The sequence below is a fragment of the Micromonospora sp. WMMD708 genome (genome assembly GCF_049315245.1).
GTDB lineage: Bacteria > Actinomycetota > Actinomycetes > Mycobacteriales > Micromonosporaceae > Micromonospora > Micromonospora wenchangensis.
In genome coordinates this window covers 5663366-5677797 of the sequence record NZ_CP186060.1, presented here as the reverse complement: position 1 = coordinate 5677797, position 14432 = coordinate 5663366, and the positions used below count along the sequence as shown (strand labels likewise).

At 72.8% G+C, this 14432-nt stretch carries 14 protein-coding genes and 1 pseudogene; 6 read left to right on the top strand and 9 right to left on the bottom strand.

From position 1 onward, the window contains the following. Positions 1 to 2: 2 nt before the first annotated feature. From ACN260_RS24910 to ACN260_RS24885, 6 genes and pseudogenes are all read right to left on the bottom strand, one after another. The gene (locus ACN260_RS24910; protein WP_422753307.1) at positions 3 to 1793 is read right to left on the bottom strand and encodes an N-acetylglutaminylglutamine amidotransferase; all 1791 of its coding nucleotides are present in this window, start codon (positions 1791 to 1793) and stop codon (positions 3 to 5) included. Positions 1794 to 2030: 237 nt separating this feature from the next. Beyond that, positions 2031 to 2105: pseudogene (locus tag ACN260_RS24905) on the bottom strand (peptide-methionine (S)-S-oxide reductase); the annotation flags it as partial. A 44-nt stretch (positions 2106 to 2149) separates the two neighbouring features. Then, entirely contained in the window at positions 2150 to 2440 is a 291-nt protein-coding gene (locus tag ACN260_RS24900) for a type II toxin-antitoxin system RelE family toxin (RefSeq protein WP_422753306.1), read from the bottom strand. Further along, on the bottom strand, positions 2437 to 2721 hold the full coding sequence (locus ACN260_RS24895) for a type II toxin-antitoxin system Phd/YefM family antitoxin (RefSeq protein ID WP_422753305.1): 285 nt from the start codon (positions 2719 to 2721) through the stop codon (positions 2437 to 2439). The genes ACN260_RS24900 and ACN260_RS24895 overlap by 4 nt, the downstream gene beginning before the upstream one ends. A 98-nt stretch (positions 2722 to 2819) precedes the next feature. Further along, positions 2820 to 3479, bottom strand: coding sequence for a peptide-methionine (S)-S-oxide reductase MsrA (gene msrA, locus ACN260_RS24890; RefSeq protein ID WP_422753304.1), 660 nt, complete (start codon positions 3477 to 3479; stop codon positions 2820 to 2822). 109 nt (positions 3480 to 3588) lie between these two features. Continuing rightward, positions 3589 to 4002, bottom strand: coding sequence for an HIT family protein (locus ACN260_RS24885; RefSeq protein WP_422753303.1), 414 nt, complete (start codon positions 4000 to 4002; stop codon positions 3589 to 3591). A 113-nt stretch (positions 4003 to 4115) separates the two neighbouring features. On the opposite strand from ACN260_RS24885, the gene ACN260_RS24880 reads away from it, so the two are divergent. The 3 genes from ACN260_RS24880 to ilvA are packed head-to-tail and all read left to right on the top strand — an operon-like array spanning position 4116 to position 7926. Beyond that, on the top strand, positions 4116 to 5255 hold the full coding sequence (locus tag ACN260_RS24880) for a cystathionine gamma-synthase (protein WP_422753302.1): 1140 nt from the start codon (positions 4116 to 4118) through the stop codon (positions 5253 to 5255). Between the two features lie 17 nt (positions 5256 to 5272). Further along, positions 5273 to 6709 (top strand): amidase, encoded by a 1437-nt coding sequence (locus tag ACN260_RS24875; protein ID WP_422753301.1) that lies wholly within the window; start codon positions 5273 to 5275, stop codon positions 6707 to 6709. Then, positions 6706 to 7926, top strand: a complete 1221-nt coding sequence (gene ilvA, locus ACN260_RS24870) for a threonine ammonia-lyase (protein ID WP_422753300.1) — start codon at positions 6706 to 6708, stop codon at positions 7924 to 7926. Before ACN260_RS24875 ends, ilvA begins: the two co-directional genes overlap by 4 nt. A 62-nt stretch (positions 7927 to 7988) precedes the next feature. Here ilvA and greA read toward each other — a convergent pair whose 3' ends face one another. Both greA and ACN260_RS24860 read right to left on the bottom strand, forming a co-directional pair. Next, a complete protein-coding gene (gene greA / locus ACN260_RS24865; RefSeq protein ID WP_204928278.1) occupies positions 7989 to 8489 on the bottom strand; it encodes a transcription elongation factor GreA in 501 nt (166 codons plus the stop codon). Between the two features lie 141 nt (positions 8490 to 8630). Beyond that, complete coding sequence (locus ACN260_RS24860) at positions 8631 to 9065, bottom strand: DUF4307 domain-containing protein (protein ID WP_422753299.1); 435 nt, start codon at positions 9063 to 9065, stop codon at positions 8631 to 8633. A 179-nt stretch (positions 9066 to 9244) separates the two neighbouring features. Between ACN260_RS24860 and mca the strand changes: the two genes are divergently transcribed. The 3 genes from mca to ACN260_RS24845 all read left to right on the top strand — a co-directional run bounded on the left by mca (position 9245) and on the right by ACN260_RS24845 (position 13168). Beyond that, complete coding sequence (gene mca / locus ACN260_RS24855; RefSeq protein ID WP_422753298.1) at positions 9245 to 10126, top strand: mycothiol conjugate amidase Mca; 882 nt, start codon at positions 9245 to 9247, stop codon at positions 10124 to 10126. A gap of 50 nt (positions 10127 to 10176) precedes the next feature. Further along, positions 10177 to 10452 carry a hypothetical protein gene (locus ACN260_RS24850; RefSeq protein WP_422753297.1) on the top strand — a complete coding sequence of 92 codons (276 nt, stop codon included), beginning with the start codon at positions 10177 to 10179 and terminating at the stop codon, positions 10450 to 10452. A 241-nt stretch (positions 10453 to 10693) separates the two neighbouring features. Then, entirely contained in the window at positions 10694 to 13168 is a 2475-nt protein-coding gene (locus ACN260_RS24845) for a putative bifunctional diguanylate cyclase/phosphodiesterase (protein ID WP_422756818.1), read from the top strand. A 174-nt stretch (positions 13169 to 13342) separates the two neighbouring features. On the opposite strand, the gene ACN260_RS24840 is transcribed toward ACN260_RS24845, so the two are convergent. Further along, positions 13343 to 14377, bottom strand: a complete 1035-nt coding sequence (locus tag ACN260_RS24840; protein WP_422753296.1) for a phosphatidylinositol-specific phospholipase C domain-containing protein — start codon at positions 14375 to 14377, stop codon at positions 13343 to 13345. Between the last annotated feature and the right edge of the window lie 55 nt (positions 14378 to 14432).

Sequence of the window (14432 nt, the reverse complement as noted above, 5' to 3'; positions counted from 1 at the left end):
GGTCAGTCGATTCCGTGGCTCTGGAGCCACATTTCCAGAAGTCCCAGTTGCCACAGTTTGTTTCCGTTCAACGGGGTCAGTTCGGCGTTCGGGTCGGCGAGCAGCGCAGTGACGTAGTCGGCACGGAACAGGTCGCGGCGGCGGGCCTGCGGCGCGGTGAGCGCGTCGCGGACCCGGTCGAGGAGCTTGCCCTCCAGGTGGGTCAGGCCGGGCACCGGGAAGTAGCCCTTGGGGCGGTCGATCACCTCGTGCGGCAGGACCCGGCGGCCGATCTCCTTGAGCACTCCCTTGCCGCCCTGGGCCAGCTTCAGCTCGGGCGGGCAGCTCGCCGCCAGCTCCACGAACTCGTGGTCGAGGAACGGCACCCGGGCCTCCAGGCCGTGCGCCATGGTCATGTTGTCGACCCGCTTCACCGGGTCGTCGGTGAGCATGACCTGGGTGTCGATCCGCAGGCCGGCGTCGACGGCGGTCTGCGCCCCGGCCCGGCCCAGGTGGGCGGCGACGAACTCGCGGGCCGGGTCGCCGTCGGCCAGCCACGCCGGGTTGAGCACCCGGGCCAGCCCGGCCGCGTCCCGGTCGAAGAACGCCTTGGCGTACGAGTCGAGGGCCTGCTCCCGGTCGATGCCGGCCAGTGGCGGGTACCAGTGGTAGCCGCCGAGGATCTCGTCCGCGCCCTGGCCGGACTGGACCACCTTGACGTGCTGGGAAACCTCCTGGCTGAGCAGGTAGAACGCGACACAGTCGTGGCTGACCATCGGCTCGCTCATCGCGGCCACCGCCGCCTCCAGCGGCGGCACCAGGTCACCGGCGGCCACCTTGAGCTGGTGGTGGTCGGTGCCGAAGGTCTGCGCCACCAGGTCGGAGTAGACGAACTCGTCGCCCTCGCGCCCGCCGACCGCGTCGAAGCCGATGGAGAAGGTGGACAGCCCGGAGCGGGTCTGCCCCTCGCCGGCCAGCAGCGCCACCACCAGGCTGGAGTCCAGGCCGCCGGAGAGCAGCACACCCACCGGCACGTCGGCGACCATCCGGCGGCGTACCGCGGTGGTCAGCGACTCCAGCAGGGCATCCTGCCAGTCGCGTTCCGACCAGTCGGCGCGCGACGCGTCCCGGGTGAACGACGGGTCCCAGTAGACCCGCTCGGAGGTACGGCCGTCCGGCTCGTAGACCCGCACGGTGGCCGGCGGGAGCTTGGCGACGCCGCGCAGGATGGTGCGCGGCGGCGGCACGATGCTGTGGAAGCTGAGGTAGTGGGCCAGCGCCACCGGGTCGATGCCGGTGTCGATCCCGCCGCCGGCCAGCAGGGCGGGCAGGGTGCTGGCGAACCGCACCACGCCCGGCGTCTCGGCCAGGTAGAGCGGCTTGATGCCGAGCCGGTCGCGGGCCAGCACCAGCCGGCCGGTGTCCCGTTCGGTGATCGCGACGGCGAACATGCCGATCAGGTGGTCGACGAAGTCGAGCCCCCACTCGGCGTACGCCTTGACCACGACCTCGCTGTCGCCGGAGGAGAAGAAGCGGTGTCCCAGGGCCTGCAACTCCTCGCGCAGCTCGCGGTAGTTGTAGATGCAGCCGTTGAACACTCCGGTGAGCCCGGCGGCCGGGTCGACGATCGGTTGCCCGCTGGCGGCGGAGAGGTCGATGATCTTGAGGCGGCGGTGTCCGAGGGCGACGGCCCCCTGTGACCACACTCCGCTGTCGTCGGGCCCCCGGTCACTCATCGTGGCCGCCATGCGTTCCACCGCCGACACGTCGGCCCGGGAACCGTCACGGCGGAACTCTCCCGCAAGTCCGCACATGCCAGCCAATGCTGCCAGAGGTTGTTGCACTTCGCCTGTTGAGCCGATGTCGACCGTGTTACGGGATTGCTAGGATGTGCGCCACTCACCGTGACGGCCCCGCGTGGGCCGACGTTCCTGCCCGGGGCGCTGCCGGTGCCCGATTCGCCCCGGGCCCGGGATGTGACAAACACCGCAGGCCCGAAAAACGGCCGCCGGGCGAGGTCGCCCGACGGCCGGTCTCGGTGTCCGGGTCGCTCAGCCGGCGGTACGGGCCACCCCGACCGGGCAGCTCAGCCCGTTCGGTCCGTGGTTGCAGTAGCCGTTCGGGTTCTAGATCCCTGGCGGACGATGTACTACTGATTCCCGCCTTCCAATCAACGTGACCGGTAAGCGTCGGCGCGGTGTTCGACTGCCGTCACGGTCACGACGCGGTCGTCCTCGTCGATCTCGTAGAGGACGCGGTACGTGCCGCGCCTGGCCGACCAGGTCCCCTCGAACGGCGGCAGAAGCAGTCGTTTGCCGACGCGGTGCGGGTTGTCGAGGAGGGCGTTGGTGATGAACTCGTAGACGGCCGCGGAGATCTTCTCTGGCAGCCGTCCGGCCATGGCGCGTGCGGCCGGGCCGGTGACCTGAAGTCGGTAGCGGCCGGGGTCCGGGCCGGTCACCTCGCCTGCTTCGATCGCTTTGCCATCAGCGCTGCGAGTTCGTCGGCGTCGAGGACGTCACCGGCTTCGACGGCGGCCTTGGATTCGGCAAGTTGCCGCATGGCCTCGGCGCTGGAGAGAACCTCCAGGGTCTCTTCCAGGGCGGCGAGGTCGTCGGCGGAGATGAGCACAGCGGCGGCATGGCCGTGCCTGGTGATCTCTATCCGCTCGTGGGTCGAGGTCACCTCGTCGATGAGTTCCGAGAGGCGGTTGCGGGCGTCGGTGAACGGCACGACAGTCATGCTCGAAGTATAGGCAGTCACTGGCGTGAAGTCTGTGCAGATCTTGAAGGTCGGCGGCAGCGCAGGCCACCGGGCCGTAAGCCCGGTGGCCTGCGGTTCTAGGCCGTCTTGGCGACACCAACCGGACAAGTCATGCCATTGGGGCCGTGGTTGCAGTAGCCGTTCGGGTTCTTCGTCGGGGCCAGATACTGCTGGTGGTAGTCCTCGGCGAAGAAGTAGTCGCCCAGCGGGGCGATCTCGGTGGTGATCTCACCCTTGCCGGCCCGCGCCACGATCGGCGCGAACGCGTCCCGGGACGCCTGCGCGGTGGCCAACTGCTCGTCGCTGGTGGTGTAGATCGTCGAGCGGTACTGGCTGCCGACATCGTTGCCCTGGCGCATGCCCTGGGTCGGGTCGTGGTTCTCCCAGAACACCTTGAGCAGGTCCTCGTAGCTGATCACGGCGGGGTCGTAGACCACCTGGACCACCTCGGCGTGCCCGGTCATCCCCGAACACACCTCCTCGTACGTCGGGTTGGCGGTGTAGCCGCCCGCGTAACCGGCCGAGGTGGTGAGCACCCCCGGCAGGGTCCAGAACAGCCGCTCGGCACCCCAGAAGCAGCCCATGCCGAACACGGCGACCCGGGAGCCCTCGGGGAACGGGCCCTTCAGCGACGACGGCAGCACCTCGTGCCGGTCCCCGATCGGCATCGCGATCGGACGGCCGGGCAGGGCCTGGTCGGGGCTGATCATCTCGGCCTTCATGCGGCGAAGGAACACGGTGGAACTCCTCTCGTACCTCTCCCCGCATGCAACACCGGCGGGCCCGGCTTCCTTACCCGCTGCGCCCCGGCTCTCGCCTCCGGGCCCCGCCGAATGCCGGCGGGGCTCAGGCCAGGGCGGCGGCGACCCGCCCGGCGTAGGAGGTCGCCTCGGCGTCGTCGGCGTAGCGGGTACGCGGCCAGAAGAAGCCGCGCAGGCCGTCGCCCCTGGTCCTCGGCACCACGTGGGTGTGCAGGTGCGGCACCGACTGGGACACCCGGTTGTTCATCGCCACGAACGTCCCACCGGCCCCCAGACCGGATTCCACGGCCGCCGCCAGGCGCTGCACCAGCCCGAAGTAGCCGGGCAGATCGGCCGCCGGCAGGTCGGTCAGGGTGACCAGGTGGGTGCGCGGCACCACCAGCACGTGCCCCTTGAACACGGGGCGGGTGTCCAGGAACGCCACCCCGTCCGGCTCGTCGGCCACCCGGAACGCCGGCACCTCCCCGGCCACGATCTGACAGAACACGCACCCGCTCACCCGCGCAGCCTAAGGTCCCGCGCGCCCATCCACCACGCACCGGGGCGCAGGTGCGGGGTGGGCCGGGACGGGTTCCGGTCGACCGGTGGGTGCGGCGGACTAACGTCTGCGGGATGAGTCACGGCTTCGAGACGCTCGCCATCCACGCCGGCCAGGACCCGGAGGCCCGCACCGGCGCGGTGATCCCCCCGATCTACCAGACCAGCACGTACGCCCAGGACGCCGTCGGCGCACCCCGGCAGGGCTACGAGTACAGCCGCTCCGGCAACCCCACCCGCGACGCCCTCCAGGAGTGCCTGGCCGCGCTGGAGGGGGGCCGGGTCGGGCTCGCCTTCGCCAGCGGCCTGGCCGCCGAGGACACCCTGCTGCGGACGGTCTGCTCGCCCGGCGACCACGTGGTGATCCCCGACGACGCGTACGGCGGCACCTACCGGCTGTTCGCCCGGGTCGCCGAGCGGTGGGGGCTCACGTACACCCCGGCGAAGGTCTCCGACGTCGACGCGGTCCGGGCGGCGATCCGCCCCGAGACGAAGATCGTCTGGGTGGAGACGCCGACGAACCCGCTGCTCGGCATCGCCGACATCGCCGCCCTGGCCGGGGTCGCGCACGAGGCCGGGGCGCTGCTGGCGGTCGACAACACGTTCGCCTCGCCGTACCTGCAGCAGCCGCTCGCGCACGGCGCGGACGTGGTGGTGCACTCCACCACCAAGTACGTCGGCGGGCACTCCGACGTGGTCGGTGGCGCGTTGGTCGTCGCCGATCCGACCCTCGGCGACGAGCTGCGCTACCACCAGAACGCGATGGGCGCGATCAACGGCCCGTTCGACGCCTGGCTCACCCTGCGCGGCATCAAGACCCTCGGGGTACGGATGGACCGGCACTGCGACAACGCCGAGCGGATCGCCGCCTTCCTCGACGGGCACCCGAAGGTCGCCCAGGTCATCTACCCGGGCCTGCCGTCGCACCCCGGGCACGAGGTGGCCGCCAAGCAGATGCGCCGGTTCGGCGGGATGATCTCCTTCCGGGCCGTCGGCGGTGAGGAGCACGCCGTACAGGTCTGCAACCGGGCCCGGCTGTTCGTCCTCGCCGAGTCGCTCGGCGGGGTGGAATCCCTGATCGAGCACCCGGGCCGGATGACACACGCAAGTGCCGCCGGCTCGCCGCTTGAAGTTCCCGGCGATCTCGTGCGACTGTCTGTCGGCATCGAGACGGTCGACGACCTGCTCGCCGATCTGGAGCAGGCGCTGGGCTGACCGCGGGCTGGGAAGAGGTGGCCGTGCAGGACATCATGCCGACCTGGGTGGGGGCGACCGCCAAGCAGATCGCCCGGGGGGTACGCCGGGGCGACGTCTCCGCCACCCAGGTCGTCGCCGACCACCTGGACCACGTCGGCCGGGTCGACGGTGCCCTCTCCGCGTTCCGGGTGGTCCGGGGCGGCGAGGCGATCACCGAGGCGGAGAAGGTCGACGAGCAGGAGGAGCTGGCGAACCTTCCGCTCGCCGGCGTGCCGGTGGCGGTCAAGGAGAACACCCCGGTCGCCGGCCTGCCCACCTGGAACGGGTCGGCCGCCGCGCGTACCGCGGTGGCGGAGGCCGACCACGAGGTGGTGCGCCGGCTGCGCGGCGCGGGCGCGGTGATCCTCGGGGTGACCCGGATGCCGGAGCTGGGACTCTGGGCGATCACCGACGACGCCACCGCCGTCACCCGTAACCCGTGGGACCTGCGGTACACGCCCGGGGGGTCCTCCGGCGGGGCCGCCGCGGCGGTCGCGGCCGGGCTGGTGCCGATCGCGCACGGCAACGACGGGCTCGGCTCGATCCGCATCCCGGCCGCCTGCTGCGGTCTGGTCGGGCTCAAGCCCGGCCGGGGCGTGGTCCCGTGCCAGCTCGGCGCGGAGGACTGGTTCGGGCTGACCGAGCACGGCATGCTCACCACCACGGTCGCCGACGCCACCGTCGGCTTCCAGGTGCTCGCCGGGCGTCGCCCCGACAAGCTCGTCCCGCCGCCCCGACTGCGGGTCGGCGTGTCGCTGCGCTCCCCGGTGCGCGGCGTCGCGCCGGACGCCCCCAACCGGGACGCGGTGGCCGCCGCCGGCCGGCTGCTCGCCGCCGCCGGCCACGACACCGTGCCCGCCGACCCGGTGTACCCGACCGCGCTCGGCCTGCAGGGCATCGCCACCTGGCTCGCCGCCGCCGCGTCCGACGTGCGGGCCGCCGGCATCGACCGGCGCGGCCTGCAACGGCGCAGTCGCCGGCACGTCGCGCTGGGGGAGTGGGCGCAACGCCGGGGGTACGTGCGGGAGGCCGAGCGGGCCGCCTGGCGGGACCGCTCCGTCGGCTTCTTCACCGACCACGGGGTCGACCTGCTGCTCACCCCGGCGCTGGCCGGGCCGCCGCCGGAGGCCACCTCCTGGTCCGGCCGTTCCTGGCTGGCGAACATGCGGACCAACATCCGGTACGCCCCGTTCGCCGCGCCGTGGAACGTCGCCGGCCTGCCGTCGATCGTGGTGCCGGTGGGTCGCCGCCCGGACGGCCTGCCGGTCGCCGCGCAGCTGGTCGGCCCGCCCGGCTCGGAACTGCTGCTGCTCGGGGTCGCCGGGCAGTTCGAGATGCAGGCCCCGTGGACCCGGCACGCCCCCGGCTATCCCCGGGTCGACACGCCCTCCCCGGCCGTCGGGCCGAGGTCGGGTGGCACGATCGGGGCATGACGGAACTGGTCGACCTCGCCGACGTACGGGCCGCCCGGGAGCTGCTCGCCGGGGTCACCCGGACCACCCCGCTGGAGCCGTCCCGGCCGTTGAGCGCGGCGCTGGCCGGGCCGGTGTGGCTCAAGTGCGAGAACCTGCAACGCGCCGGCTCGTACAAGGTGCGCGGCGCGTACGTGCGGATCTCCCGGCTGTCGGCGGCCGAGCGGGACCGGGGCGTGGTCGCGGCCAGCGCCGGCAACCACGCCCAGGGGGTGGCGCTCGCCGCCGGCCTGGTCGGCACCCACGCCACCGTCTTCATGCCGGTGAACGCGCCGCTGCCGAAGGTGGCCGCCACCAAGGGGTACGGCGCGCGGATCGAGCTGATCGGCAACACCGTCGACGAGTCGCTGGTGGCCGCGCAGACCTTCGCGGAGCGTACCGGCGCGGTGTTCATCCACCCGTTCGACCATCCGGACGTGATCGCCGGGCAGGGCACCGTCGCGCTGGAGATCCTCGAACAGTGCCCCGAGGTCGAGACGATCATCACGGGGGTCGGCGGTGGCGGCCTGATCTCCGGGATGGCGGTGGCCGCGAAGGCGTTGCGGCCCGACGTGCGGATCATCGGCGTCCAGGCGGAAAGCGCCGCCGCGTTCCCGCCCTCCCTGGCCGCCGGGGAACCCGTCCGGCTGCCGGCGTTCGCCACGATCGCCGACGGCATCGCGGTCGGCCGGCCCGGGGAGATCACCTTCAACCACGTCCGCAAGCTGGTCGACGAGATGGTCACCGTCGCCGAGGAGGACATCTCCCGGGCGCTGCTGATGCTGCTGGAACGGGGCAAGCAGGTGGTCGAGCCGGCCGGAGCGGTCGGGGTGGCCGCGCTGCTCGCCGGGGCGGTGCGGGTACGGACCCCGACGGTGGCGGTGCTCTCCGGCGGCAACATCGACCCGCTGCTGATGATGCGGGTGATCGAGCACGGTCTCGCCGCCGCCGGCCGCTACCTGCGGGTCACCGTCCGCTGCTCGGACCGGCCCGGTCAGCTCGCCTCGCTGCTCACCGAGATCGCCGAGCACCGGGCGAACGTGGTCGACGTGGAGCACCAGCGGGCCAACCCGCACCTGCGGCTCGGCGAGGTGGAGGTGGCCCTGTCGGTGGAGACCCGGGGGGTCGAACACTCCGACACGCTGATCAGCGCCCTGCGGGCCAGTGGCTACCAGGTGGTCCTCACGGCCGAGGGGTGAGCCGCAGGCGGCCCTGCCCCGGGGGACGCCGCCGGGTCCGGTGGACCCGGCGGCGGCGCGGCTCAGCCGGAGAACGGCTCGAAGCTGACGATGGTCACCTTGATGTCCGCCCCGCTGGGCGCGGTGTAGGTGCACGCCTGACCGGGGCGGCCGCCCAGGATGGCCTTGCCGAGCGCCGACTCGGGGCTGTAGACCGTCAGCTCGGTGGTGGCGGCGATCTCCCGCGACCCGAGCAGGAACGTCTCGGTGTCGCCCTCGTCGTCGTCGAAGTAGATGGTCACGACCATGCCGGGCGACACCACGTCGGCCGTCGGCGCCTCGCCGACCTGGGCGGTGCGCAGCAGCTCCTTGAGGTAGAGGATGCGGCCCTCGGCCTTGCCCTGCTCCTCGCGGGCGGCGTGGTAGCCACCGTTCTCCCGCAGGTCGCCCTCTTCCCGCCGGGCGTTGATCTCGGCGGCGATGACCGGCCGGTTGGCGATCAGCTCGTCGAGTTCGGCCTGGAGGCGGTCGTGCGCGTCCTGGGACAGCCAGGTGGCGGGCGCCTTGTGGTCATTGGTGGACACAGGCGTACTCCTCGGATGTGCGTGCTGGCTGACAGGTGACTTACCAACCTACCAGTGGCCCGCACTCCCGGGCGTCGTTGATCACCCGGTCGGGGGACGGCCGGCGGCCCGCCGCGACGCGGGGCCTGGTCCCGTCGCCGTTCAGCCGGCCGGACGGCAGCGGACGACCTCGCCGATGAACGGACGTTCGGTGGTGCTGACCCGGTGCCGGGTGGTGACGTGCCGCTGGCCGGGGGCCGCGGTCACGGTGACCTCCCCGTGGCCCACCTCGGCCCCGGCGTGCGAGCGGGCCCGGACCAGGCACACCGCCGCGCCGCCCGCGGGCAGGGTCACCCGGAAGTCGACCCGGACGCCGGTGTCGTCGATGTCGGCGTAGGTGATCACCTCGGGCTTGTACTCCGGGTCGCCGTAGCGCTGGTAGAGCTGCGTCGAGGCCAGCACCAACCCGGCGATCAGGACCCCCGCCAGCACCCAGCGCAGCAGGGGGCGACGGCGCTCGGGCTCCCGCCGGCGTCCGTACCGGCCGGGCGGGAACACCGGCGCGGCCGAGGGAACTGTGGCGTGCGTCTCGGTCACCGGCGGGTATCTCCTGGCGTTGTTGTCGGCGGCATCGGCAAGAATGACAGGGTCCATCTTCCCAGCCCGGGGCCGAGCCCGGCCCGGCAGGTCGGCAACCGCGCCGGCAGGTCACCACGGCAGGTCGGGCGAGCGACCCGGAGCGGGCCGCCGACGGGCACAGACGAGGAGCGCCCACGTTGGCAGAGAAGCTGCGTCTCATGGCCGTGCACGCACACCCGGACGACGAGTCCAGCAAGGGCGCCGCCACCATGGCGAAGTACGTCGCCGAGGGGGTGGACGTGCTTGTCGTGACCTGCACCGGCGGTGAACGGGGCAGTGTGCTCAACCCCAAGCTGGACCGTCCCGAGGTGTGGGCCAACATCGGCGAGATCCGGCGGGCCGAGATGGACGCCGCGCGGGCCGTCCTCGGCGTCGAGCAGGCCTGGCTGGGCTTCGTCGACTCGGGCCTGCCCGAGGGCGACCCGCTGCCGCCGCTGCCCGAGGGGTGCTTCGCCCTCCAGGACGTCGAGGTGGCGGCCGGGCCGCTGGTGAAGCTGATGCGGGAGTTCCGTCCGCACGTCGTGACCACCTACGACGAGGAGGGCGGCTACCCGCACCCCGACCACATCATGTGCCACAAGGTCAGCGTGGCGGCGTTCGACGCGGCCGGCGACCCCGACCGCTACCCCGAGCTCGGCACCCCCTGGCAGCCGATGAAGCTCTACTACGACATCGGCTTCTCCAAGGGCAAGATCACCGCCCTGCACGAGGGCATGCTGGCCGCCGGCCTCACCTCGCCGTACGAGGAGTGGCTCAAGCGGTGGGACGAGCGGCCGGACAAGGGTCCCCGGATCACCACCCGGGTCGAGTGCGCCGAGTACTTCCCGGTCCGTGACGACGCGCTGCGCGCCCACGCCACCCAGGTCGACCCGGACGGCTTCTGGTTCCATGTGCCGATGGAGTTGCAGCAGCGCGCCTGGCCGACCGAGGACTTCCAGCTCGTCCGTTCGACGGTCGACTCCCCGCTGCCGGAATCCGACCTGTTCGCCGGGGTGCGCGAAGCCGTCCGTGCCGGGTGACCGGGATGCGGGGCTACGCTGACACTCCACCGCACATCGGAGAAGACACCATGCTGAACGCTGTCCAGGTGCTCGCGGAGAACAACTTCGGGGACACCCGCACGGGCGGCCTGGCCGGGCCGATGGGTCTCTTCCTCATCGTGCTCCTCGGCACCGCCACCGTCCTGCTCATCCGCAACATGAACGCCCGGCTGCGCCGGCTGCCCGAGCGGTTCCCCCACCAGGGTGGTCCGGTCGGGGCCGATTCGTCGGCCACCGGCCCGTCGGACGGGACGACGGGGCAGGAATCACGTGCGAACCCGCCCAGCGGCCACCAGCAGCCCTGAGAGGGGTGCCGAAGCGTGAATCACGCCGATCCGGGTCGTCGCCCCCTGTTGCGGCCACCCGGATTGGCTTAGCCTTCCGCCGGGGGACGTAAGTCCCTGAGCCGTGCGCGGGAGGGGGTGCCATGACCGTCGTAGCCGCGTTCATCCGTCGTGCCGTCGACGGCCCCGCGGACGGAGCCGGGCGGTGACCTCCGGCAGGGCCGGCGCGTCCGACGACGGGTCGACGCCACCGGAGACTCCGCTGCGGGTGCGTGTCCTCACTCTCGCCGTGGCGGTGACCGCCCTGGTGGCGGTGCTGGTCGGCCTGCGCCTGCCCACCGTACTGCCGGCCGACGACCCGCTCCCGGCCGTCGCCCGGTTCGGCATCGTCACCGCCGTGTTCGCCCTGGCCCAGCTCGCCCGGCTGCGGTTCCGCACCGCCACCGGCATGGTGAGCATCACCTGGGGCGAGGCCGCCCTGATCGTCTGCCTCTACCTGGCGCCGGCCGGCTGGCTGCCGGCGGCCGCGCTGCTCGGCACCGGCGCGGCCTGGACGGCGATGTCACTGGCCGCCGACCGCCGTCCCCCGGTGGAGCTGGTCCGGATCGCCGCCGCGCTGACCGCGGCGACCGCGCTCGCCGTGGTCGTCGCCACCGCGCTGGGTGAGCCGTTCCTGGCCGGTCCCACCCCGACGCTCGTGCCCGCCCTCGTCGCCGGTGCGGTCACCTACCTGCTCACCACCGCCGGGCTGGGCGGGGCCACCCTGGCCCTGCGGCACGGTGTGGCGGTCGGCCCGGCGCTGCTCGTCGCGCTGCGCGGCAAGGTGCTCATGTTCGTCGGCAACGTGCTGGTCGGGCTGGTCGTCGTGGCGTTGCTGGAGATCGACCCGCGCTGGCTGCTGCTGCTCCCGCCGCTGCTCTGGCTGCTCCAGCAGACCTACCGGCACCGGCTGCACGCCGACCAGGAGCAGCGCACCTGGCGCGCGTTCGCCGACGCCACCGCCGCCCTCAACCAGCTCGACGAGCGGGGGGTGGCAACCGCCGCGGTGACCGGGGCGCTGGCCCTGTTCGGTGCGGAACTGGTCGACGTCGACGTGGCCCGGGCCGACGGCCGGTGGCGGCGCTACCGGGGTGACTCGTCGGGCCGCGTCCGTGACCGGCAGGCCGGACCGCCCGCAGGGGCGGCCCCGGACGCGCACGAACTCGTCCGGCCGCTGGTCGTCGGGGACGTTCAGGTCGGGCAGATCCGGGTCCGGTTCCCCGTCTCGGGGCCGCCTGACGACCGGGAACGCGACGCGCTGGCGGCCTACTCCGACGCCCTGGCCGCCGCCCTGCACGACGCGGCCACCCACCGGGAGCTGCGACTGGTCAGCGCCCGCTCGTCGTACGACGCGGTGCACGACGCGTTGACCGGGCTGGCCAACCGCACGGCCATGCTGACCAAGGGCGACCAGGCGTTGCGGCAGCTCGCCCACGATCACCCGGTGGCCCTGCTGCTGCTCGACATCGACCAGTTCAAAGAGGTCAACGACACCCTCGGGCACGCCGCCGGTGACCAGTTGCTGCGGCTCACCGGCAACCGGCTGGGCACCCTGGCCCGTCCCGGTGACCTGCTCGCCCGGCTCGGCGGCGACGAGTTCGCGCTGCTGCTGACGTCGGTGCCGGTGATCGGTGACCGGGCCGCCCCGATGGCGTACGCGCTGCGGCAGGCCCGGGAGATCGCCGAGCGGCTGGCCGCGCCGACCGAGGTGGCCGGGGTGCGGATGTCGGTGGAGGTCTCGGTGGGGGTGGTGGTGGCCGGGGCGGGCACCGCCGACCTGACCGAGCTGCTGCGCCGGGCCGACATCGCCATGTACCAGGCGAAGGAGGGCGGCGGCAGCGTCGCCGCGTACGACAGCACCCGGGACGCCGCCAGCACCGACCAGCTGGCCCTGCTGGCCGAGCTGCGGGAGGCGTTGCAGGCCGACGACCAGCTGGTGCTGGCCCTGCAGCCGGCGGTCGACCTGGCCACCGGCGCACCGACCGGGGTGGAGGCGCTGATCCGCTGGCAGCATCCCCGGCGGGGCTGGCTCGGCCCGTCCGACTTCATCCGCCCGGTGGAGAACAGCGAACAGCTCGGCACCTTCACCAGGTATGTGCTGGACAAGGCGTTGTCGGTGGCCGCCGGCTGGGCCCGGGACGGGTTGGACGTGCCGATCTCGGTGAACCTCTCGGCGCGTAGCCTGCTCGACCCCCGGCTGCCGGCGGAGATCGCCGACGCGCTGCGCCGGCACCAGGTGCCGCCGCACAGGCTGGTCCTGGAGATCACCGAGACGGTGGTGATGAGCGAGCTGGAGGTGATCGACGAGGTGCTGGCGAACCTGCGCAGGATGGGCGTCCAGCTGGCCGTCGACGACTTCGGCACCGGTTTCTCGTCGTTGTCGTTCGTGACCCGGATCGCGGTGGACGAGCTGAAGGTGGACCGCTCCTTCGTGATCCGGATGGCCGACTCGCCGGAGGCGGCGGCGATCGTCCGGGCCACCGTGGGGCTCGCCCACGAGTTGGGGTTGCGGGTGGTCGCCGAGGGGGTGGAGACGGCCGAGCAGCGGGCCGCGCTGGTGGCGTTGGGCTGCACCGCCGCCCAGGGCTACCACTTCTTCAAGCCGATGCCCGCCGACAAGATCGGCGCGGTGCTCGGCTCCCTGCGTGACTCCGCCGAGTCGAACGTCTTCCCGCTGCGCGCCGACGGCGTCTCCTGACCGCGCCGCACCCCGCAGGCCCGGCGCGGCCCCGCCCGCCGGCACGGCCGGTCGGTCGGTCGGTCGTGATCGACTCAAGGGTGTCGATGTAGCGGTATCCCGGCACCGGGATACCGCTACATCGACGACATGGTGAGCAACGCCGGCCGGTCCGGGGCGGGCGTGGCGGGTCGGTCAGCCCCGGGAGACCACCTCGCCGACGACTGACGGCATCGCGGCCCAGTCCGCCGACGCGACGCTGGCGTGGGCGGCGGCGAGCTGGGCGAGCCGGGCGCGGGCGGCCGTCGGGTCGGTGTTGCCGACCGCCGGTGGGACGTTCTGCGCGTCGGTCATCACCAGCAGGTAGTGGTTGGTGTCGTACCAGGAGGTGTCGATGCCGCCGGTGACGTACGCGCTGGCGTCGCCGTCGAACAGCACGAACCACGGGCGCAGGCCGGCGTCCGCGTACCTGGTGCGCGGGTCGCCGGACTGGGCCCGGTGCACCGCCGGGAACGCCTGCGCCTGGCCGAGGGTGCCGGCCGCCGCCAGGCCGACGAGGTGCTGGGCGTACTCGATGTCGGTCCACAGGGTGTCGGTGGGGTTGCCCTCCTCGACGGTGCCGGGGATCAGCTCCACGATCACCTTGCCGGCGAGTTGTGCCCGGGTCGGCCAGGCGTTCGCGCGGGCGGCGGCGTCCAGGGTGGCGTACCCGCCGCGCAGGTCGGCGGGGCGGAACACCCGGCTGCCGAGCCGGGCGGCGAGCACCGCGTCGAGCTGCACCGGCCCCTGCCCGGTACGACTGCTGAAGCCGGTCTTCAGCTCCAGTTTGAGCTGGAGCGGCCCGGCGTCGGGGTGGGCGTCGAACCAGAGCCGGATGTCGTCCAGGCAGTTCTCCAGGTTCTTGTTGCGGGTGCCGGTGTAGAGCTGCGCGGGGGTGGTGGCGGCGACGCAGTTGTTGTCGTTGCCCAGCGGGTTGGAGTGGCTGACCCGCCACTGCTTGGTGATGATGTCCGGCCAGACGTCCAGCTCGATCAGGCCGGGGCGGGCGTCGAGCGCCTGCGCCAGATAGGTGTACGTCCCACGTTCGTACGCGTTGTGCGTGCCGACCGTGGTGGTCGCCGAGACCCGGGTGCCGGGGTCCACGGCGGCCGAGGCGGGGGCGGCGGTGCTGAACACCGCCGCGACCACCGCGACCGACGTGAGCGCCGACAGGAGACGGGAACCGCGCATGGGTACCTCCTCGCAGGGCGGTGCCGGTCACCGCACCCGCACAGATCAAAGACGA

Bases quoted from the DNA above. Each gene is read 5' to 3' on its own strand.
- ACN260_RS24910 (WP_422753307.1), bottom strand. From the start codon at position 1,793: ATGTGCGGACTTGCGGGAGAGTTCCGCCGTGACGGTTCCCGGGCCGAC.
- ACN260_RS24895 (WP_422753305.1), bottom strand. From the start codon at position 2,721: ATGACTGTCGTGCCGTTCACCGACGCCCGCAACCGCCTCTCGGAACTC.
- ACN260_RS24880 (WP_422753302.1), top strand. From the start codon at position 4,116: ATGAGTCACGGCTTCGAGACGCTCGCCATCCACGCCGGCCAGGACCCG.
- ilvA (WP_422753300.1), top strand. From the start codon at position 6,706: ATGACGGAACTGGTCGACCTCGCCGACGTACGGGCCGCCCGGGAGCTG.
- ACN260_RS24850 (WP_422753297.1), top strand. From the start codon at position 10,177: ATGCTGAACGCTGTCCAGGTGCTCGCGGAGAACAACTTCGGGGACACC.
- ACN260_RS24840 (WP_422753296.1), bottom strand. From the start codon at position 14,377: ATGCGCGGTTCCCGTCTCCTGTCGGCGCTCACGTCGGTCGCGGTGGTC.